Annotated in this window: 16 protein-coding genes; 11 read left to right on the top strand and 5 right to left on the bottom strand. The window is 72.1% G+C overall.

Annotation, left to right across the window (positions count from 1 at the left end; translation table 11 throughout):
* Nucleotides 1-49: 49 nt before the first annotated feature.
* From AC067U_RS02565 to AC067U_RS02575, 3 genes are all read right to left on the bottom strand, one after another.
* Complete coding sequence (locus AC067U_RS02565) at nucleotides 50-460, bottom strand: RidA family protein (protein ID WP_478827743.1); 411 nt, start codon at nucleotides 458-460, stop codon at nucleotides 50-52.
* A 142-nt stretch (nucleotides 461-602) separates the two neighbouring features.
* Nucleotides 603-2,177 carry an alpha/beta hydrolase gene (locus AC067U_RS02570; RefSeq protein WP_478827744.1) on the bottom strand — a complete coding sequence of 525 codons (1,575 nt, stop codon included), beginning with the start codon at nucleotides 2,175-2,177 and terminating at the stop codon, nucleotides 603-605.
* A gap of 153 nt (nucleotides 2,178-2,330) precedes the next feature.
* Complete coding sequence (locus tag AC067U_RS02575; protein WP_478827745.1) at nucleotides 2,331-3,362, bottom strand: Rv2578c family radical SAM protein; 1,032 nt, start codon at nucleotides 3,360-3,362, stop codon at nucleotides 2,331-2,333.
* A gap of 552 nt (nucleotides 3,363-3,914) precedes the next feature.
* On the opposite strand from AC067U_RS02575, the gene AC067U_RS02580 reads away from it, so the two are divergent.
* The 4 genes from AC067U_RS02580 (at nucleotide 3,915) to AC067U_RS02595 (ending at nucleotide 8,768) form a co-directional block, all read left to right on the top strand.
* Entirely contained in the window at nucleotides 3,915-4,358 is a 444-nt protein-coding gene (locus AC067U_RS02580; RefSeq protein WP_478827746.1) for an SRPBCC family protein, read from the top strand.
* Nucleotides 4,359-4,508: 150 nt separating this feature from the next.
* A complete protein-coding gene (locus AC067U_RS02585; RefSeq protein WP_478827747.1) occupies nucleotides 4,509-5,342 on the top strand; it encodes a M55 family metallopeptidase in 834 nt (277 codons plus the stop codon).
* Nucleotides 5,335-6,729, top strand: a complete 1,395-nt coding sequence (locus AC067U_RS02590) for a M20/M25/M40 family metallo-hydrolase (protein WP_478827748.1) — start codon at nucleotides 5,335-5,337, stop codon at nucleotides 6,727-6,729. The genes AC067U_RS02585 and AC067U_RS02590 overlap by 8 nt, the downstream gene beginning before the upstream one ends.
* Nucleotides 6,729-8,768 carry a prolyl oligopeptidase family serine peptidase gene (locus tag AC067U_RS02595; RefSeq protein WP_478827749.1) on the top strand — a complete coding sequence of 680 codons (2,040 nt, stop codon included), beginning with the start codon at nucleotides 6,729-6,731 and terminating at the stop codon, nucleotides 8,766-8,768. The genes AC067U_RS02590 and AC067U_RS02595 overlap by 1 nt, the downstream gene beginning before the upstream one ends.
* A gap of 1 nt (nucleotide 8,769) precedes the next feature.
* On the opposite strand, the gene AC067U_RS02600 is transcribed toward AC067U_RS02595, so the two are convergent.
* Nucleotides 8,770-9,480 (bottom strand): hypothetical protein, encoded by a 711-nt coding sequence (locus AC067U_RS02600; protein WP_478827750.1) that lies wholly within the window; start codon nucleotides 9,478-9,480, stop codon nucleotides 8,770-8,772.
* A gap of 34 nt (nucleotides 9,481-9,514) precedes the next feature.
* Here AC067U_RS02600 and AC067U_RS02605 point away from each other — a divergent pair, with 34 nt between their 5' ends.
* Nucleotides 9,515-10,075: a GNAT family N-acetyltransferase gene (locus AC067U_RS02605; protein WP_478827751.1), complete on the top strand. Its 561-nt coding sequence runs from the start codon at nucleotides 9,515-9,517 to the stop codon at nucleotides 10,073-10,075.
* A gap of 103 nt (nucleotides 10,076-10,178) precedes the next feature.
* On the opposite strand, the gene AC067U_RS02610 is transcribed toward AC067U_RS02605, so the two are convergent.
* The gene (locus tag AC067U_RS02610) at nucleotides 10,179-10,739 is read right to left on the bottom strand and encodes a HEAT repeat domain-containing protein (RefSeq protein WP_478827752.1); all 561 of its coding nucleotides are present in this window, start codon (nucleotides 10,737-10,739) and stop codon (nucleotides 10,179-10,181) included.
* 1,361 nt (nucleotides 10,740-12,100) lie between these two features.
* Between AC067U_RS02610 and AC067U_RS02615 the strand changes: the two genes are divergently transcribed.
* The 6 genes from AC067U_RS02615 (at nucleotide 12,101) to AC067U_RS02640 (ending at nucleotide 21,120) form a co-directional block, all read left to right on the top strand.
* The gene (locus AC067U_RS02615) at nucleotides 12,101-12,751 is read left to right on the top strand and encodes a class I SAM-dependent methyltransferase (protein ID WP_478827753.1); all 651 of its coding nucleotides are present in this window, start codon (nucleotides 12,101-12,103) and stop codon (nucleotides 12,749-12,751) included.
* Nucleotides 12,752-13,331: 580 nt separating this feature from the next.
* A complete protein-coding gene (locus AC067U_RS02620) occupies nucleotides 13,332-15,149 on the top strand; it encodes a 3-hydroxyacyl-CoA dehydrogenase family protein (RefSeq protein WP_478827754.1) in 1,818 nt (605 codons plus the stop codon).
* 184 nt (nucleotides 15,150-15,333) lie between these two features.
* Nucleotides 15,334-16,173, top strand: coding sequence for a TetR family transcriptional regulator (locus AC067U_RS02625; protein ID WP_478827755.1), 840 nt, complete (start codon nucleotides 15,334-15,336; stop codon nucleotides 16,171-16,173).
* A gap of 529 nt (nucleotides 16,174-16,702) precedes the next feature.
* Nucleotides 16,703-18,040, top strand: a complete 1,338-nt coding sequence (gene ccrA / locus AC067U_RS02630; RefSeq protein WP_478827756.1) for a crotonyl-CoA carboxylase/reductase — start codon at nucleotides 16,703-16,705, stop codon at nucleotides 18,038-18,040.
* A gap of 48 nt (nucleotides 18,041-18,088) precedes the next feature.
* Nucleotides 18,089-20,149, top strand: a complete 2,061-nt coding sequence (locus AC067U_RS02635) for a protein meaA (RefSeq protein WP_478827757.1) — start codon at nucleotides 18,089-18,091, stop codon at nucleotides 20,147-20,149.
* Complete coding sequence (locus AC067U_RS02640; protein ID WP_478827758.1) at nucleotides 20,146-21,120, top strand: HpcH/HpaI aldolase/citrate lyase family protein; 975 nt, start codon at nucleotides 20,146-20,148, stop codon at nucleotides 21,118-21,120. The genes AC067U_RS02635 and AC067U_RS02640 overlap by 4 nt, the downstream gene beginning before the upstream one ends.
* The last annotated feature ends 14 nt before the right edge of the window (nucleotides 21,121-21,134 follow it).

Here is a 21,134-nt window from a genome sequence, read left to right on the forward strand (position 1 = left end):
CGGGGGCGCGCCCCCTCGATGGCCCGGCCGCCGGGTCCAGCGGCGGGCATCACGTCGGGAGGACGGCGAACGCCTCGATCTCCAGGAGGAGTTCTGGGCGGAACAGTGCGGCGACCTGGACCGCGCTGGAGGCGGGCAGGCGGTCGGCGGGGATGACGGCGTCGCGGGCGGCGCGGACCGCCGGGAGATGGGCCACGTCGGTGACGTAGTAGGTCAACTTGATGACGTCGTCGAAGGTCGCTCCCGCCGCCGCCAGGCAGCGGCGGAGGTTCTCGAAGACCTGCCGGGCCTGCGCGGCGGGATCGTCATGGCCGACGATCCCGCCGTTCTCGTCCAGGGCGCACTGGCCGGAGACGGCGATGAACCGGCCGGTGCCCCAGGCGACATGGCTGTAGCCGGTGCCCGGGGCCATGCCTTCGGGGTCGGATATACGGGTGATGTGATCGTCGGCTTTGGTCATGTGGCTGATCTTGTCAGCCCTGGCGCCGTACTGGAGTGGTCGCGTCGCCGTCGTGTCTCGGGCCCTTGACCGTGCCGTGGGCTGCGCGGCGTTGTCCCGGGGCTCGCCGTGGGGCGGCGAGCCCCGGGGGGCGGGTGGTGTGTCAGCCGCGGAAGCCGAGGAGGCCGTGGAGGGCGGCGCCGCCGGCGGAGGCGGGGAGGGCCCGGGTGGCCGGGGTGGGTTCGGGGGCGGGCTGGGCCGTGCAGGTGGCGTCGGCCGCGCGGCCGGTGCGGAGGTACGCCGCGACCTTCTCGTCCAGGCACTTGTTGCCGCTCAGTGCCACGCCGTGGTTGCCGCCGCCCTGTTCGACCAGGAGGGCGGAGCCTGCGAGCTTGCGGCGCATGCTCACCGCGCCCTCGTAGGGGGTCGCCGCGTCTTCCGTTGCCTGGACCAACAGGGCTTGGGGGAGCTCGGTGTTGGTGACGTCGGGGGCCTGGAGGGGCTCGGTGGGCCAGAACGCACACGGGGCGTTGTACCAGGCGTTGTTCCAGGTCATGAAGGGGGCCTTGGCGTGGGTGCGCCACATGTCGGCCCGCCAGGTGTTCCAGTCCTTCGGCCAGGCCGAGTCCCGGCACTGTACCGCCGTGTAGACGCTGTAGCTGTTGCCGGCCGCCGGGTCGACCGCGCCGAACCGCTCGTAGGCGGCGACGAGCGGCTTCGCGTCCTCGCGGAGCGTGTACGCGGCGAACGCCTCGGCCAGGCTGGACCAGTAGCCGTTGAAGTAGCCACCGGGCATGAAGGTGTCCTCCAGTTCGGAGGGGCCCACCTTGCCGCCGGCCGGGGCGGTGCGCAGCGCCGCCCGCATCGCGTACCAGCGGCTCTCCACTTCGGTCGGGTCGGTGCCCAGCCGGTACGTGGCGTGGTGCTTGGCCACCCAGGCCATGAATGTCTTGTGGCGGGCGTCGAAGGCCGCGTCCTGGGCCAGGTTGTCCTCGTACCAGACGCCGGAGGGGTCGACCACCGAGTCCAGGACGAGCCGGTGGACGCGCTGGGGGTACAGCTTGGCGTAGACGGCGCCGAGGTAGGTGCCGTACGAGTAGCCGAAGTAGCTGATCCGGGGCGCGGCCAGGGCGGTGCGGATCAGGTCGAGGTCGTGGGCGGCGGCGACGGTGCCGATGTGCGGGAGGACGTCGGCGTGGCGGGTGGCGCAGGCCTGGGCGTAGGAGCGGACCCGTTCCAGGTTGGCGCGTTCGTCGGCCTCGCGGTACGGGACGGAGTCGGGGCGGACCGGGGCGAAGTGGTCGCGGCCGCAGTCGAGGGCGGGTTCGCTCTTGCCCACTCCCCGGGGGTCGAAGCCGATGACGTCGTACTGGGCGGCGAGGTCCGCGGGCAGCGCGGAGGCCACGAACCCGGCCAGGCCGCGGCCGCTGCCGCCGGGCCCGCCCGGGTTGACCAGCAGCGGCCCCTGGGAGGTGCGGGCTGTGTGCGGCACCCGGGTGAGGGCCAGGGAGATCTTGCGGCCCCCGGGCTGCGCGTGGTCGAGCGGGACGCTCAGCGAGGCGCATTGCAGGGTGGGGTACTTGGTGGTCGGACAGGCGGTCCAGCGCAGCCCGGCGGCGGACTCCGCCGGGGCGGCGGCGGTGACCGGGGCGGCGGCCAGCGCGGTCGCCGCTGCGGCCGCGGCTGTGGCGGTGGAGAGCAGGGCGATGGTGCGCTTCGTGAGGGCGATCTTGGGCATCTTCGGTTCTCCCGGCAGAGGGTTCTGGGCGGAATCGTCCCGGAACCCGGGGCCCGAAACCGGGATTGCCCAGGCCAATGGCCCGATCTGGTGATCCCGGTCCGCTGGATCGGCCGATGGTGGATCGGCGGGCCGGGGCCGGCGGGCCGACGGTCAGAGCAGGGTGAGCTGGGTGGGTCCGTCCGGTGCGGGGCCGACCGGGCGCTCCGGCGGCTCCGTCTTCCGGGCCGCCGCGCGCCCGCCCGGCCCGATGCCGAACTCGGCTGCCAGTTCGTGGACTTGGCGGGTGATCTGGCGCTGGTACCAGGTCGGCGCGTACGCCCCGCCCGCGTACATCCGCTCGTACCGGGGGACGAGGCGGGGGTGGTGCCGGGCCAGCCAGGCCGTGAACCACTCTCGGGCGCCGGGCCGCAGATGGAGTACCAGGGGTGTCACGGAGGTGGCGCCGGCCTCGGCGACCGCCCGCACGGTGGCGCGCAGCTGCTCGGGCGCGTCGCCGAGGAAGGGGATCACCGGGGCCATGAGCACCCCGCAGCCGATTCCGTGCTCGGTGAGGGTCCGTACGACGTCCAGCCGGCGGGCCGGGGAGGGCGTGCCCGGCTCCACGGTGCGCCAGAGGGAGGTGTCGGTGAAGCCGACCGAGACGGAGATGCCCACTTCGGTGACCTCGGCCGCCTGCCGGAGGAGCTCCAGGTCGCGGAGGATCAGCGTGCCCTTGGTGAGGATGGAGAAGGGGTTGGCGTGGTCGCGGAGCGCCTCGATGATGCCGGGCATCAGCCGGTAGCGGCCTTCGGCGCGCTGGTAGCAGTCCACGTTGGTGCCCATGGCGATGTGCGCGCCGGTCCAGCGGCGGGAGCCCAGCTCGCGGCGGAGCAGCTCGGGGGCGTTGGTCTTGACGACGATCTGGGAATCGAAGCCGAGCCCGGTGTCGAGGTCGAGATAGCTGTGCGTGTTCCGAGCGAAGCAGTAGACGCAGGCGTGCGAGCAACCCCTGTACGGGTTCACGGTCCATTCGAACGGCATCCGGGAAGCACCGGGCACGCGGTTGACGATCGACCTGGCCCGCACCTCGTGGAAGGTGATGCCACGGAACTCGGGGGTGTCGAAGGTCCGCGTGACCACGGCCCCGGCACCGAACAGCGCGGCCGGCCCCGAGGACCCGTCGGTCAGGTTCTCCCAGCGCATGACGCCCTCCTCCACTCGACCGCCGCGACCGAGAATAGAACATCTGTTCCCATGATCGCCCTCCCCCCGTCCGTCATCCCGCCCCGGCGTGCGCAGGCGACCCGCCTCGGAGTGCCCAGGCGCCCCGGCGTGCGCAGGCGACCCGCCTCGGAGTGCCCAGGCGCCCCGGCGTGCGCAGGCCACCCGCCTCGGTGTGGGCAGGCGTCCCGCCCTCGGAGTGCGCAGGCCACCCGCCTCGGTGTGGGCAGGCGTCCCGCTGGGCGGGACGGGTGGGCACACCGGGACACCCCGCCCAGCGGCCGCACCCCGCCCGACCGCGGCCCCCTGCCTTCGGGCGCAGCCCCGCCCACGCCGGGGCGCAGCCCACACGGCCCCGGGGCGCAGCCCGCAAGGCCCCGGGGCGCAGCCCCACAAGGCGGGCGGGACGCAGCCCCGCGAGGCCCCGGGGCGCAGCCCCGCAAGGGGGTCCGCCCGGACCCGATTTGGGCCCCCGCCCCGGAGGGTGATTGGCTTGCCGCCGCAAGAGCGTTCACGACTGCTGGAGGAACAGGTATGGCGCAGGTCGAGGCCACCACGGAGCGGATCATCGCGGCCGACGCGGAGACGGTGTTCGACGCGCTCGCGGACTACACCGGCACCCGCGCCAAGCTGCTGCCCGAGCACTTCAGCGAGTACGAGGTGCGTGAGGGCGGCGACGGCGAGGGCACCCTGGTGCACTGGAAGCTGCAGGCCACCAGCAAGCGCGTCCGCGACTGCCTGCTGGAGGTCACCGAGCCCTCCGACGGGCGGCTCGTCGAGAAGGACCGTAACTCCTCGATGGTCACGACCTGGACGGTGACCCCGGCAGGCGAGGGCAAGTCCAAGGCCGTCGTCACGACCGTCTGGAACGGAGCCGGCGGCATCGGCGGCTTCTTCGAGCGCACCTTCGCCCCCAAGGGCCTCGCCCGCATCTACGACACCCTGCTCGACAACCTGGCCCGCGAAACCGAGGGCTGAGCAAGCCGGTTGCGGACCTCACCGGTTCGAGTGGATTTCGCGGCCCGGTCGCCCCGGGCCGCACGCCACGCCGCACGTGCTCTGGGCCCCGTCCCGCCCGCTGGCTAGGGTGAGGCGGAGACACGACCGCGACTCCGCGACGGGGGCCCGATGAAGATCCTCATCTCCGCTGACATGGAGGGCGCCACCGGCGTCACCTGGCCCGCCGACGTGCTCCCCGGCACCCCGCAATGGGAACGGTGCCGGGTCATGTTCACCTCCGACGTCAACGCCGCCGCCCAGGGGTTCTTCGACGGCGGCGCCGACGAGGTGCTGATCAACGAGGCGCACTGGTCCATGCGCAACCTGCTGCTGGAGCAGCTCGACGAACGCGTCGAGATGATCACCGGGCGGCACAAGACCCTTTCCATGGTCGAGGGCGTCCAGCACGGCGACGTCGACGGCATCGCCTACGTCGGCTATCACACGGGTGCCGGCACCGAAGGCGTCCTGGCCCACACCTACCTCGCCAACTCCATCACCGGAGTGTGGGTCAACGGGGTGCGCGCCAGCGAGGGCCTGCTCAACTCGCACGTGGTCGCCGAGTACGGGGTCCCGGTCGTCCTGGTCACCGGCGACGACCTGACCTGCGCCGACGCCGCCGGGTACGCGCCCCGGGCCCGGACCGTCGCCGTCAAGGACCACGTCTCGCGGTACGCCGCGGTCTGCCGTCCTCCCGCCCGCACGGCCGCCGACATCCGGGCTGCCGCCAAGGAGGCGGCCGCCCTCGCCGTCCGGCACGAGCCGGTGTCCGCCGGGCCGTTCACCGTGGAGCTGGAGTTCGACGCCGAGCACCTGTCCCTGTCGGCCACCGTGGTTCCGGGTGTCGACCGGACCGGCGAGCGCAGGGTCGCGTACAGCAGCGAGACGATGTACGAGGGGATCCGGACCTTCAAGGCGGTCACGACGATCGTCTCCGCCGCCGTGGAGGAGCAGTATGGCTGACATGCACACCACTCCGGAGACCCCGGCAGCCCACGAAGCCCACGAAGCCCACGAAGCCGGGGACACCTCGCCCGTCGACCGGACCGCCCTCGACGAGGTGGTCGAGTTCACCTCCGGGCTGATCCGCATCGACACGACCAACCGGGGCGGCGGCGACTGCCGCGAACGCCCCGCCGCCGAATACGCCGCCGAACGGCTGGCCGGCGCCGGGCTGGAGCCCGTCCTGCTGGAGCGCGCCCCCGGCCGCACCAACGTCGTCGCCCGGATCGAGGGCACCGACCCGTCCGCCCCGGCCCTGCTGGTCCACGGCCACCTCGACGTGGTCCCGGCCGAGGCGGCCGACTGGAGCACCGACCCCTTCTCCGGCGAGGTCCGCGACGGAGTGGTCTGGGGCCGCGGTGCCGTCGACATGAAGAACATGGACGCGATGGTCCTGGCCGTCGTACGGGCCTGGGCCCGCCGTGGCGTCCGCCCGCGCCGGGACATCGTGATCGCCTTCACCGCCGACGAGGAGGACAGCGCCGTCGACGGCTCCGGCTTCCTCGCCGACGAGCACCCCCGCCTGTTCGACGGCTGCACCGAGGGCATCAGCGAGTCCGGGGCCTTCACCCTGCACACCGCCCCCGGCCGGACCCTCTACCCGATCGCCGCCGGGGAACGCGGCACGGCCTGGCTCAAACTCACCGCCCACGGCACCGCCGGGCACGGCTCGAAGCCCAACCGGGCCAACGCGGTCAGTCGGCTGGCGGCCGCCGTGGCCCGGATCGGCGAGTACGAGTGGCCGGTCCGGCTCACCGACACCGTCACCGCCTGCATCACCGAACTCGCCGCGCTGGAAGGGCTGTCGGTGAACCCGCGGGCCCGCGACTTCGACCTGGACGAGGTACTGGGGAAGATCGGACCGGCCGCCCTGCTCGTCGAGGCGACCGTCCGCAACAGCGCCAACCCGACCATGCTGAGCGCCGGTTACAAGCTGAACGTGGTGCCGGGCCACGCCACCGCGTACGTGGACGGCCGGATTCTGCCCGGCGGCGAGCAGGAGTTCATCTCCACCCTGAACCAGCTCACCGGCCCGGACGTGGAATGGGAGTTCCACCACCGGGAGGTGGCGCTCGAAGCCCCCGTGGACGGCCGTACGTACGCGGTCCTGCGGGAATCCGTGGAGCACTTCGACCCGGCCGGGCACGTGGTGCCGTTCTGCATGGCCGGCGGCACCGACGCCAAGCAGTTCTCCCGCCTGGGCATCACCGGCTACGGCTTCTCCCCGCTGAAGCTGCCGCCCGGCTTCGACTACTGGTCGCTGTTCCACGGCGTGGACGAGCGGGTGCCCGTCGACGCCCTGCACTTCGGGGTCCGGGTCCTCGACCGCGCGCTACGGGCCCTGTGATGGACGCCGCAGCCCCAGCCGCCGCTGCCCCGTCCGTCGTGAGCGTCGCCGGCACCACCGAACCCTACGGAAGGTGGCCGTCCCCGATCGACGCCGCCCTGGCCGCCTCGCTGGACGGGCGGCCCGAGTACGTAGGCACCGTCGGCGACGAAGTGTGGTGGACGGAACCCCGGCCGTCCGAGGGCGGCCGCCGCGCACTGGTCCGGCTGCGCTCCGGCGGGGGCCCCGAGGAGGCCGTACTGGCGGCGCCGTGGAACGTGCGCAGCCGGGTGGTGGAGTACGGCGGCCGCCCCTGGACCGCGTCCTGGGGCGAGCACGGGCCGCTGGTGGTCTTCTCCCACTTCGCCGACCAGCGCCTCTACCGGTACGAACCCGACGCTGGCGGGCCGAACGGCGCCGGGGAGCCCAGGCCGCTGACCCCGCTCGGCACGGCGGGGCGCGGGCTGCGCTGGGCCGACCCGGTGCTGCGCGACGGCGAAGTGTGGTGCGTGCTGGAGGAGTTCACCGGCCCGGCCCCGACCGACGTGCGCCGCGTCCTGGCCGCCGTACCGCTGGACGGATCGGCGGCCGAGGACCGGTCGCGGGTACGGGAACTGACCGACGACCGGCACCGCTTCTGCACCGGCCCGCGGCTCTCCCCCGACGGGCGGCGGGCCGCCTGGCTGGCCTGGGACCACCCGCGGATGCCGTGGGACGGGACCGAGCTGAAGCTCGCCGAGGTCACCGCCGACGGTGCGCTGACCGGTGTCCGCACGGTGCTCGGCGGGCCCGGGGAGTCCGTCTGCCAGACCGAATGGGCCGCCGACGGAAGCCTGCTGGCGGTCAGCGACCGCTGTGGCTGGTGGAACCCGTACCGCGTGGACCCGGACAGCGGCGGCGCGGTCAACCTCTGCCCGCGGGAGGAGGAGTTCGGCGGACCGCTGTGGAAGACCGGCCTGGCCTGGCTGGCCCCCCTGCCCGCCGGGCCGGTCGCCGTCCTGCACGGCCTCGGCTCGTCGGCGCTCGGGATACTCGACCCCGAGACCGGCGACCTGGTCGACGTGGCCGGGCCGTGGACGGCCTGGCAGCCGGCCCTGGCGGTGCACGGCTCCCGGGTGTACGGGGTGGCCGCGAGCCCGCGCAGCGGGTACGAGGTGGTGGAGCTGGACACCGCGACGGGCCGGGCCCGGGCGGTCGGCGCGCACGCGGTGGACCGGGTGGACCCGGCGTACTACCCGGAACCGCAGAGCCGCACCTTCCTCGGCCCGGACGACCGGGAGATCCACGCCCACGTCTACCCCCCGCACCACCCGGCCCGCCGCGCCCCCGCCGACGAACTCCCGCCGTACGTCGTCTGGGCGCACGGCGGCCCCACCGACCACGTGCCGCCCGTGCTGGACCTGCACATCGCGTACTTCACCTCGCGCGGCATCGGCGTGGTCGAGGTCAACTACGGCGGCTCCACCGGCTACGGCCGGGCGTACCGCGAGCGGCTGCGCGAGCAGTGGGGCGTGGTCGACGTGGAGGACTGCGCGGCGGTGGCCCGGTCCCTGGCGGCGGAGGGCACGGCGGACCCCGCCCGGCTGGCGATCCGCGGCGGCAGCGCGGGCGGCTGGACGGCGGCGGCCTCGCTGGCCGCCACCGACCTGTACGCCTGCGGCACGATCATCTACCCGGTACTGGACCTCCAGGGCTTCGCCGAGGAGACCCACGATCTGGAGTCCCACTACATCGACGGCCTGGCCGGCCCCCCGGACACCCTGGCCGTCCGCAACCGGGAACGCTCCCCCGCGGCCCGCGCCGACCGCATCACCGCCCCGTTCGTCCTCCTCCAGGGCCTGGACGACGCGGTCTGTCCGCCGGCCCAGGCGGAACGCTTCCTGCGGGCCCTCCGGGGCCGCGCGGTCCCGCACGCGTACATCCCCTTCCCGGGCGAGGGCCACGGCTTCCGGCAGGCCGCCACGATGGTCCGCGCCCTGGAGGCCGAACTCTCCCTCTACGTCCAGGCGTTCGGGCTGCAGCGCGATGACGTGGAACGGCTGGAACTGGGCGCGGACTGAGTCACCCGCTCCGGAGCCAGATCCGCAGGGGCCCGACGGGGACGAACCCGTTCCGGGCCGCTGCGGCCAGATCCTCTCCGGACTCGTAGCCCACGAGCGGTAGGCCCGGCCACAGCCCGCCCGCGGCCGAGAGCACGAGGGACCAGGCGCCGGCCCCGAACACGTTCGAGACTCCGACCGAACCCGCGGCACGGTTGAGCACGGCCCCGCAGACCATCCGCCCGCCGCCGGGAGCGGCGCCGTCCACGCCGTGGACGAAGGCGATGTCCGGGTCGGCGAGCAGCTCCGGCCGGAACACCCCCTCCGCCCCGCCCCCGGCTGCTTCCCAGGCCGCTTCCCAGCGTGCCAACTCCTCGGCCGTACGGACTCGCTCCCAGGCCACCGCGCTCTCCGCCGGCGCGGGTCGGCGGTGGATCCACTGGGCGTCGAACAACACCTCGAATCCCGCCTCTCCCAGCTCCAGCCGCGCGAAGCTGTCCTTGACCGAACACCAGGGCTGCCGGACGTCGACGAGGGCCAGCACCTCGCCTTCCGTGACCTCCGCATTGAGGGTCACGGCATCGGGATACAGGGGCGGGGTCCGGCGGGCGGAGGCCCACAGCCGGTCACCGGCCCGCGGCTCCAGGCCGTGCGCACGGCAGACCGCGTCGCACCAGGCGGCGTTGTTCCGCGCGGCGAGGGCGGCGGCCCTCCTGTCATCGTCGTCGCTCACGCACGCGATCCTCACACAGCCCTACGCTGACCGAATGATCTTTTCCGACGCGACGGCGGAGTTCGTGTGCGGCGGGCCCCGGGTGGGCCTGCGCCCCTTCCGCCCCGAAGACGCCCCGGAGTTCACCACCCGCGCACGCGAGAGCCAGGAGCTGCACCACCCGTGGCTGTTCCCGCCCACCACACCCGCCGAGTACGAGCCCTACGCGCGCCGGCTTGCCGGCGAGGACCCGAGTCGGGCCGGATTCCTGGTGTGCGAACGGGACGGCGGTGCCATCGCGGGCTTCATCAACATCAACAACATCGTGCGCGGCGCCTTCCAGTGCGGCGCCCTGGGCTACGGCGCCTTCGCGCACGCGGCGGGCCGCGGCCTGATGACGGAGGCAATGGGCCTCCTCATCACCCACGCCTTCGGGGCCCTGGACCTGCACCGCCTGGAGGCGAACATCCAGCCGGGGAACGCGGCCTCGATCGCCCTCGTCCGAAAGGCCGGATTCCGGCTGGAGGGCCTGTCCCCGGACTTCCTCTTCATCGACGGCGCCTGGCGCGACCACGAACGCTGGGCGATCACAAGCGAGATGACGGCAGACCGTTGATCAGTTACGGAATCAGTCACGGATCCATGGCCGACCGGCCATGGACAACGGATACCCGGCAATCATCATGGACACCTCAGACGGCACGCCGAGAGGCTGACGGTCACGGTGCGGAAGACAACGCCTTGAGCGAGTCGGTCGCCGCGACCGCCAGCCGAGGATGGGCCTGGGCCCGGATCAGCAGCTCGCGGGCCCTCGGATCACCGAGGGCCCCGAGCCCCTCGACACACACCAGAGCAACCCGCCAGTACGGGTCGTACTGCCGGAGCCGCCGGTCCAGGGTCGTCATCAGCGCAGGTACGGACTCCGGGGCGCGGAGCGCGATGAGCAGCCGAACCGGCTCCAGGGCATAGGCGACACGCAGCTCGTTGGTGGCGAGGGCCGCCGCGGCACGCGCCGTCCGCGGATCACCGAGGACGGCGAGCGCCTCGGCGGCCGCCGCGCAGCGGGGTGGATCGCGGTGGTTGAGGAGGAGCACCAGCGCCTCGAAAGCGCGGCGGTCTCCGGCGAGCCCGAGCCGATAAGCGGCAAGCTCCCGCGCCCACAGGGGCAGTGCCCCGGAAGTGAGCGCATCGGCCAGCTCGTCCGTCCCGGCCGCCACCAGCCGCTCGTACTCCCCCGCCGCCCCACCGGCTTCGCCCCGCAGCCGCTCAAGCACAGTCATCCGCACAGCGTAGGACGCGGCGCCCCACCCCCGCTGGCTTTCCCACCGGGCACGCTACGACCGGGCGGGGTCCGGGAGCGGGGGGAGGGGGAGGCGGGAGACATCGGCGGAGGTCGTGAAGTGTCGGGCGGGGGTGCGGTGAGCCGGGGCTCCGCCTGGGCGGTATCTGGGAGGTGCCCGGGGGCGGCCCGTCAGTCCCAGTGTCATTACGTGCCGGCCGCCGGCGTCAAGGGCGCTCCCGTTGGTCGCGTCGGCAAGCCGATGGCCCTTCGGGCCACCCTTGACACCGACGACCGTCACGCAACGACAAGGACTGTCGGGCCGCCCCCGGGGGATGGCATGGAGGGACCGAGGCCGCTTGGGTTTGGCGTTGGCGGGCACGGGCGGCGGCTCCCGCCCGGCCAGCCGCCCTCCGGGCGGGACGCGGAAGTGAAGTGGATCAGATCTACGTAATCCGAGCCGGTCCGGGCGCCCCAAATCGCTACGCGCTCCTCTTTCTCAGCGGATGCGGGCCGCCGGTGGCCGGACATAGACCGCCATCGATCGCTACGCGCTCCGGACGGACGGCGGATGCGGGCCGCCGGTGGCTGGGTGAAGCGCCTGCGATCGCTACGTGCTCCCGCCGGGACGGCGGCCGACGCGTCGTTCGGAGCGATGTGCCGACATCAAGCACGATCACGACGTCGCCGATGCCGCCACCCATCTGCCCCTACCAACCCCACCGGCCGGCCTGTCGGCCAACAAGACGGCAGCAGCATGGAGCAATCGCCGACGCCTTCCCCTCTTCGATCGTCTCTGCCACGGACGGCCTGTCGGCCGCCATGCCCGCAGGAGGATGCGGAGATCGTGGGCGGCCTATGTTCAACCCCCGGCGGCCCGGATCCGCCGACAGACCGGAGCGCGTAGCGATCGTTGGCGGCCTATGTCCGGCCCTCGGCGGCCCGAATCCGCTGGTCAACAGGAGCGCGTAGCGATTTGGGGCGCCCGGACCGCCCTGGATTACGTAGATCTGATCCACTTCACCGCCGCGCCCGCCTGGAGGGCGGCTGGCCGGGCGCGAGCCGCTGCTCGTGCCCGCCAACGCCAGAGCGCCAGGATCCGAAGGCTCCTCCCATGCCATCCCCCGGGGGCCGCCCGACAGTCCTTGTCGTTGCGTGACGGTCGTCGGGGTCAAGGGGGGCCCGAAGGGCCATCGGCTTGCCGACGCGACCAACGGGAGCGCCCTTGACGCCGGCGGGCGGCACGTAATGACACTGGGACTGACGGGCAGCCCCCGGGCACCTCCCAGATACCGCCCAGGCGGAGCCTCGGCACACCCCCGACCCCGCCCGTTGTCAGTGGCCGCTGCCAAGATCCAGACCATGACCGACTCCGATGAGATCAGGACGTACTGGGACGCTGCGGCCGGAAGGTTCGACGACGAGCCGGATCACGGGCTGCGTCAGGAGGCCACCCGTGGGGCGTGGCGGGCGTGTCTGTCCTCCTGGATGCCGGCGGGGCACTCCGACGTCCTCGACGTGGGGTGCGGCACCGGCTCGCTGTCCCTCCTGCTCGCGGAGGCCGGACACCGGGTCACCGGGGTGGACCTCGCCCCGAGGATGGTCGACCTCGCCCGGGTCAAGCTGGCCGCCGCCGGGCTTCCGAGCCGGTTCCTGGTGGGTGACGCCGCAGACCCGCCCACCGGCGGGGACAACTTCGACGTGGTCCTCTCCCGGCACCTGGCGTGGACCCTGCCCGACCCCGTTGCCGCGCTGCGCGCATGGGTCGCGCGGCTTCGCCCCGGGGGCGCGCTGGTCCTCGTCGAAGGGCGGTGGCGGGAAGCCGGGCAGGAAACCCCTTACGTGGACGGAGCCGAAACCCTGCCCTGGAACGGCGGTGTGACCGCCGAGGACCTGGCGGACGCCGTTCGCCCCCTCGTGGCGGACCTGCGTGTCGAACAGCTCGGCCACAACGGGCTGCTGTGGGGCGGTCCGGTCACCGATGAGCGCTACGCGCTGATCGCCCGGGTCTGATCTCACGGGGGCGGGGTCCACCCCCGCCCCACCCGGGCCCACCCGGGCCCGGCCGATTGACCCCATCGCGCAGATCACATCTCCCCTGGTCTGGCCAAGCAGTTACTCACCGGTTAATCTCGCATCAACGTGTCCTCGAGCCCGATATCAGTGGCTCGGGGGGCGGATTACGGGCGTGGCCTGGTGACGCAGCCCCGCTCGTGTTGGTCGGTTCGGCATGCTGTGCGGCCGGTGCCCCGGGACAGGGCTTGGCCGTCTCTATCAGTTCGCCGTGTTCGGTGATCCGCATTCCGCCGCGCTGTGCGACGCGCGGCATGCACGCGGAGCATCCCGCAATCACGGCTCGGCGCCTTCTTCTTGCGGGCGCCTCGCCGCGCATTGCATTTCACTCGAGCACCCCTGTGCTGCGTACAGCCCCTGCACATCCGTGCACCTCCACGTTCGCGGACACCGCGTCCGCGCACCCGTAGAGCCACCACGCACGCACCCGCGCAGCCACGCACCCGTGCACCTCTGCTTGTCTGCACCGTGCTCCGCGCCCCTCAGCCGTCACCCCTTTCACCCTCACTGGAGTCCCGCGATGGACCGTCCGTCCACGTCCAGTTCCGCCCCGTCCGTCCAGTCCGCCCTGCAGACCGTCGCCGTCGTCGGCCTCGGCACCATGGGCACCGGTATCGCCGAGGTCCTCACCCGGGCCGGTCACGAAGTGATCGGGATCGACGTCAGCGAGGCCGCCGGCCGCGCCTGCGCCGGCGCCCTCGAGGCCGCCACTGCCCGGTCCGTCGCCAAGGAGCGGCTGACCGAGCAGGAGCGGCAGAGCGTCCTGGCCCGGCTGCGTACCTTCACCGACCTGCAGGCGGCCGTGCACGCCGATCTCGTCATCGAGGTGGTTCCCGAGGAGTACGCGCTCAAGCAGCGGGTGTTCCGGGAGCTGGACGCGATCGTCCGGCCCGACACCATCCTGGCCACCGGCACCAACGCGCTGTCCGTGACCCGGCTGGCCGCCGAGTCGCAGCACCCGGAGCGGGTGCTCGGCCTGCACTTCTTCAACCCCGCGCCGGCCATGAAGCTGGTCGAGGTCGTCTCCTCGGTGCTGACCGCCCCGACCGCCGTCGAGTCCGTCACCGCGCTGGCCCGTGCCCTCGGCAAGGAGCCCGTCGCGGTCGGCGACCGGCCCGGGTTCGTCGCCGACGGCCTGCTCTTCGGCTACCTCAACCAGGCCGCGGCCATGTACGAGTCGAAGTACGCCTCCCGTGAGGACATCGACGCGGCCATGCGGCTCGGGTGCGGTCTGCCGATGGGACCGCTGGCGCTGCTCGACCTGATCGGCGTGGACACCGCGCGCACCGTCCTGGAGGCCATGTACGCCGCCTCCGGCGACCGGCTGCACGCCCCGGCGCCGATCCTCGGTCACCTCACCGAGGCCGGACTGACCGGCCGCAAGGCGGGGCGCGGTTTCTACTCCTACGAGGAGCCGGGCAGCGGGACGGTGGTGCGGGACGCGCACACCCCGCTGGAGGGGGCCGCCACGGCGGCGGGCCGCACCGTTTCCTCCGTGGGCGTGGCCGGCTCCGGCACCATGGCGAGCGGTATCGCGCAGGTCTTCGCGCAGGCCGGCTACGAGGTGGTGCTGGCGGCCCGGAGCGACGAGAAGGCGGCGGCCGCGAAGGCGGCGATCGGGAAGTCCCTGGGCCGGGCCGTGGCCAAGGGCCGGCTGACCCAGGAGGCCGCGGACGCGACGCTGGCGCGGATCACCCCGGCCGGTTCGCTGGAGGCCTTCGCCGAGGTCGACCTGGCGGTCGAGGCGGTCGCCGAGGACCTGGCGGTGAAGCAGGAGCTGTTCGCCTCCCTGGACAAGATCTGCAAGCCGGGCGCGGTGCTGGCCACGACCACCTCCTCCCTCCCGGTGATCGCCTGTGCCCGCGCGACCTCGCGTCCGCAGGACGTGATCGGCATGCACTTCTTCAACCCGGCGCCGGCGATGAAGCTGGTCGAGGTGGTGCGTACGGTGCTGACCGCGGACGACGTCCACGCGACGGTCCGCGAGATCTGCGCCAAGGTCCGCAAGCACGCGGTGGACTGCGGTGACCGGGCCGGGTTCATCGTGAACGCCCTGCTGTTCCCGTACCTGAACAACGCGATCAAGATGGTGGAGACCCACTACGCCTCGGTCGAGGACATCGATGCCGCGATGAAGCTGGGCGGTGGCTACCCGATGGGGCCGTTCGAGCTCCTCGACGTGGTCGGCCTGGACGTCTCCCTGGCCATCGAGAAGGTGCTCCACAAGGAGTTCCGCGACCCCGGTCTGGCTCCTTCCCCGCTGCTGGAGCATCTGGTGGCGGCGGGCTGCCTGGGCCGGAAGACCGGTCGCGGATTCCGTGAGTACGCCCGGCGGTAACGCCGGCGGTCACCCACGGGCACATGAGCCGGATGCGTGGGGAGGGCTGCTCGGCCCCGCCGGACCCTCACGGCGCGGGAACCCTCCCGAGCACAGTGCGGGCCCTCCCCCGCATCCATCCCATCCCGTGGACCCCTCCGGGCCTCAGGCGCGCTCTCCGGCGCGCATGCAGTACGTTCGCACTATGTCCCAGCCCGCCAAGACCCCCGCCCGCCCCGCCGCGGCCTCCTCCGACGGCACGGAGAGCGCCGCCGGTTCCCGGGCCGCCGCACAACGGCTCAAGATGCGCCGTGAGCTCGCCGCCGCGGCGATGGAGCTGTTCGCGACGAAGGGGTACGAGGCGACGACCGTAGACGAGATCGCCGCGACCGCCGGGGTGGCCCGGCGCACCTTCTTCCGGCATTTCCGGTCCAAGGAAGAGGCGATCTTCCCGGACCACGACGACACCCTGATCCGGGCCGAGGCGGTGCTGGACGCCGCCCCGGCGCACGAGCACCCGCTCGACACCGTGTGCCGCGGGATCAAGGAAGTCATGAAGATGTACGCCGCCTCACCCGCGGTGTCGGTGGAGCGGTACCGGCTGACCCGTGAGGTGCCGGCGCTGCGGGAGCGCGAGATCGCCTCGGTGGCCCGTTACGAGCGGCTGTTCACCCGCTACCTGCTGGCGCATTTCGACGAGCAGGACCACCACGACGGGAACGACGACCCGCTGCTGGCCGAGGTGGCGGCGTCGGCCGTGGTCACGGCCCACAACCACGTGCTGCGGCGCTGGCTGCGGGCCGGCGGCCAGGGGGACGTGGAGGCCCAGCTGGACCACGCCTTCGCGATCGTCCGGAAGACCTTCGGCACCGGGATCGGCGCGGGCCGTTCCCTGGGCGCGGCCCAGGCCGTCACCGCCCCGGAACCGGCGCCGGAGCCGGCCGCCGTGCGCACCGAGGGCGAGGTGCTGGTGGCGGTGGCGCGGACCGACGCCCCGCTCGCCGAGGTGATGCGCACCATCGAGGACGCCCTGAAGAACAGGTAGAGGAGACCGGTCGGCCAAGGACCGGTCGGAAACGGCGGTCGATCAGTGCCGGGCGCCCGGTATTCGAGACGCGATCACGCGATGCTCGTCACACCCTTCACAGTGGCCGCCCCCCGATCCGGGGGGCGGCCACTGTCGTATGTCCAGGTTGCCCCTACTCGCGGGTAACTCTGATCGATCATCGCTCATCTGCGCAGGTCAATCGGCAAATGAGAGAAACTTTTGGCACGCGGTGCCTTGTCGAGTGACACGCGGTGCCATACGTTGAAGTCGTCCGGATGTCCCCGCGGTCCGCAGCCCTACCCGGTGAGGAACGCGCCCCGGACGCCTGCGTCACAGGCACCTCCCGCGCCCCACCACAGGCGCCGCCACAGCAACACCACGCATCACGCACCGCATCGAGCAACGCACCACGCACCGCATCGAGCACCGCATGACGCACACGCCGAACCGACGGCACACCCACCACTTCCACCGCACCGCGATTCCCTCAGCGCACCCTCATCCAGCGCTCGCAGGAGGCAAAACCGTGAAGGACATCCTGGACGCGATCCAGTCGCAGGCCGCTACGGCCGACGACTTCGCGGCCCTGCCGCTCCCCGACTCGTACCGCGCGATCACCGTGCACAAGGACGAGACGGAGATGTTCGCCGGGCTCCCCACCCGTGAGAAGGACCCCCGCAAGTCCCTCCACCTCGACCAGGTCCCGGTCCCCGAACTCGGCCCGGGTGAAGCCCTGGTGGCCGTCATGGCCTCCTCGGTCAACTACAACTCCGTGTGGACCTCGATCTTCGAGCCGCTGTCCACCTTCGGCTTCCTGGAGCGCTACGGCCGGGTCAGCGAGCTCACCAAGCGCCACGACCTCCCGTACCACATCATCGGCTCCGACCTGGCCGGCGTCGTGCTGCGCACCGGCCCGGGCGTGAATTCCTGGAAGCCGGGCGACGAGGTCGTCGCGCACTGCCTCTCCGTGGAGCTGGAGTCCTCCGACGGCCACAACGACACGATGCTCGACCCCGAGCAGCGCATCTGGGGCTTCGAGACCAACTTCGGCGGCCTGGCGGAGATCGCACTGGTCAAGTCCAACCAGCTGATGCCGAAGCCGGCCCACCTGAGCTGGGAGGAGGCCGCCTCCCCCGGCCTGGTCAACTCCACCGCCTACCGCCAGCTGGTCTCCCGCAACGGCGCCGGCATGAAGCAGGGCGACAACGTCCTGATCTGGGGCGCCAGCGGCGGCCTCGGCTCGTACGCCACCCAGTTCGCCCTGGCCGGCGGCGCCAACCCGATCTGCGTGGTCTCCTCCCCGGAGAAGGCCGAGATCTGCCGGAAGATGGGCGCCGAGGCGGTCATCGACCGGAACGCCGAGGGCTACAAGTTCTGGAAGGACGAGCGGACCCAGGACCCGCGCGAGTGGAAGCGGTTCGGCTCCAAGATCCGCGAGCTGACCGGCGGCGAGGACATCGACATCGTCTTCGAGCACCCCGGCCGCGAGACCTTCGGCGCCTCCGTCTACGTCACCCGCAAGGGCGGCACCATCACCACCTGCGCCTCGACCTCGGGCTACATGCACGAGTACGACAACCGCTACCTGTGGATGTCGCTGAAGCGGATCATCGGCTCGCACTTCGCGAACTACCGCGAGGCGTGGGAGGCCAACCGCCTGATCGCCAAGGGCAAGATCCACCCCACCCTGTCGAAGGTCTACTCGCTGGAGGAGACCGGGCAGGCCGCGCACGACGTCCACCGCAACGCTCACCAGGGCAAGGTCGGCGTGCTGTGCCTGGCCCCCGAGGAGGGCCTGGGCGTCCGCGACCCCGAGATGCGCGCCAAGCACATCGACGCGATCAACCGCTTCCGGAACATCTGACCCGTCTGATCAGTCAGACACGTCTGAGGGCCAAAGGGAACGCCTGAGATGACAGAGCGCCAGAAGGACCGTCCGTGGCTCATGCGGACGTACGCCGGCCACTCCACGGCCGAGGCGTCCAACGAGCTGTACCGCCGCAACCTCGCCAAGGGCCAGACCGGCCTGTCGGTCGCGTTCGACCTGCCGACGCAGACCGGCTACGACCCCGACCACATCCTCGCCCGCGGCGAGGTCGGCCGGGTCGGGGTCCCGGTCTCCCACCTGGGCGACATGCGGCGGCTGTTCCAGGACATACCCCTGGAGCAGATGAACACCTCGATGACGATCAACGCCACCGCCATGTGGCTGCTGGCGCTCTACCAGGTGGCCGCCGAGGAGCAGGGGGCGGACATCTCCAAGCTCCAGGGCACCACCCAGAACGACATCGTCAAGGAGTACCTCTCGCGCGGGACGCACGTCTTCCCGCCGGGGCCCTCGCTCCGCCTGACGACGGACATGATCGCGTACACGGTCAACAACATCCCGAAGTGGAACCCGATCAACATCTGCAGTTACCACCTGCAGGAGGCGGGGGCCACTCCGGTCCAGGAGATCTCGTACGCGATGTCCACCGCGATCGCGGTGCTGGACTCGGTCCGCGATTCGGGGCAGGTGCCGCAGGAGCGGTTCGGCGAGGTGGTCGCCCGGATCTCCTTCTTCGTGAACGCGGGCGTCCGCTTCGTCGAGGAGATGTGCAAGATGCGCGCCTTCGGCCGCATCTGGGACCGGGTGACCCAGGAGCGGTACGGCATCCAGGACGCCAAGCAGCGCCGTTTCCGGTACGGCGTCCAGGTCAACTCGCTCGGGCTCACCGAGGCCCAGCCGGAGAACAACGTCCAGCGGATCGTCCTGGAGATGCTGGCCGTCACCCTCTCCAAGGACGCCCGCGCGCGGGCGGTGCAGCTGCCGGCCTGGAACGAGGCGCTGGGTCTGCCCCGGCCCTGGGACCAGCAGTGGTCGCTGCGCATCCAGCAGGTCCTCGCCCACGAGAGCGACCTGCTGGAGTACGAGGACATCTTCGCCGGGTCCCACGTCATCGAGGCCAAAGTCGACTCCCTGGTCGCCGACTGCCTGGCCGAGATCGACCGGATCCAGGAGATGGGCGGGGCGATGGCGGCCGTCGAGTCCGGCTACCTGAAGTCGCAGCTGGTCGCCTCGCACGCCGAGCGGCGGGCCCGGATCGAGGCCGGCGAGGACAAGATCGTCGGCGTCAACTGCTTCCAGCAGACCGAGCCGAACCCGCTGACCGCCGACCTGGACGGCGCCATCATGACGGTGGACGGGGCGGTGGAGGCGCTCACCGTCGAGCGCATCGGCCGCTGGCGGACCGAGCGGCACGAGTCGTCCGACCGGCAGGGCAACGGGGACCCGTTCGTCTTCCCGACCGCCCGGCAGGCCCTGGACCGGCTGAAGGAGGCCGCGGCCGGGACCGAGAACCTCATGGAGGCCACCCTGGAGTGCGCCCGCGCGGGCGTCACCACCGGTGAGTGGGCGAGCGCGCTGCGCGAGGTGTTCGGCGAGTTCCGCGCGCCGACCGGGGTCTCCTCGGCCCCGGTCGCGGTGACCGCCGAGCCGGGCACCCCGCTGGCCGAGGTCCGCGAGAAGGTGGCCCGGACCGCGGAGGAGCTGGGCGCCGGGCGGTTGCGGCTGCTGGTCGGCAAGCCGGGCCTGGACGGGCACTCCAACGGTGCCGAGCAGATCGCCGTACGGGCCCGCGACGCCGGGTTCGAGGTGGTCTACCAGGGCATCCGGCTGACTCCGGAGCAGATCTCGTCGGCGGCGCTGGCCGAGGACGTGCACTGCGTGGGACTGTCCATCCTGTCCGGTTCGCACGGCGCGCTGGTGCCGGACGTGCTGGACCGCCTCCGTGCCGCGGGGGCGGGAGACCTGCCCGTCATCGTCGGCGGCATCATTCCGAATGCCGACGCCGAGGAACTCAAGGCCGCCGGTGTGGCCGCCGTCTTCACCCCGAAGGACTTCGGTATCACGGAGATCATCGGCCGTATCGTCGACGAGATCCGCAAAGCCAACAAGCTCAACCCCCTCATCAGCACGGAGGTCCCCGCATGACCACGCCCGCCAGCCCCGTGAACCGGCTGCGGCCGCGCCGCTCCTGCCTCGCAGTCCCGGGCTCCAACCCGCGGTTCCTGGAGAAGGCCCAGGGCCTGCCGGCCGACCAGGTCTTCCTGGACCTGGAGGACGCCTGCGCCCCGCTGGCCAAGCCGGAGGCCCGGCACACCATCGTCAAGTTCCTGAACGAGGGCGACTGGACCGGCAAGACCCGTGTGGTGCGCGTCAACGACTGGACCACCCACTGGACCTACCGGGACGTGGTGACCGTCGTCGAGGGTGCGGGCCAGAACCTGGACTGCATCATGCTGCCGAAGGTGCAGAACGCGGAGCAGGTCGTGGCGCTCGACCTGCTGCTGACCCAGATCGAGAAGACGATGGGCTTCGAGGTCGGCAAGATCGGCATCGAGGCGCAGATCGAGAACGCGCAGGGCCTCAACAACGTCAACGCGATCGCGCAGGCCTCCCCGCGGGTGGAGACGATCATCTTCGGCCCGGCCGACTTCATGGCCTCGATCAACATGAAGTCGCTGGTCGTGGGCGAGCAGCCGCCCGGCTACCCGGCCGACGCGTACCACTACATCCTGATGAAGATCCTGATGGCCGCCCGCGCGAACAACCTGCAGGCGATCGACGGCCCCTACCTGCAGATCAAGAACGTCGACGGCTACCGGGAGGTCGCCGGCCGCGCCGCGGCGCTGGGCTTCGACGGCAAGTGGGTGCTGCACCCGGGCCAGGTCGAGGCGGCCAACGAGGTCTTCTCCCCCTCCCAGGCGGACTACGACCACGCCGAGCTGATCCTGGACGCGTACGACTACTGCACGTCCGAGGCGGGCGGCAAGAAGGGCTCGGCGATGCTCGGCGACGAGATGATCGACGAGGCCAGCCGCAAGATGGCCCTGGTCATCGCGGGCAAGGGCCGGGCCGCCGGCATGCAGCGCACGTCGAAGTTCGAGACCCCCGACAACTAGAAAGGCCCTGACCC

The sequence above is a fragment of the Streptomyces sp. NPDC043853 genome (genome assembly GCF_056436025.1).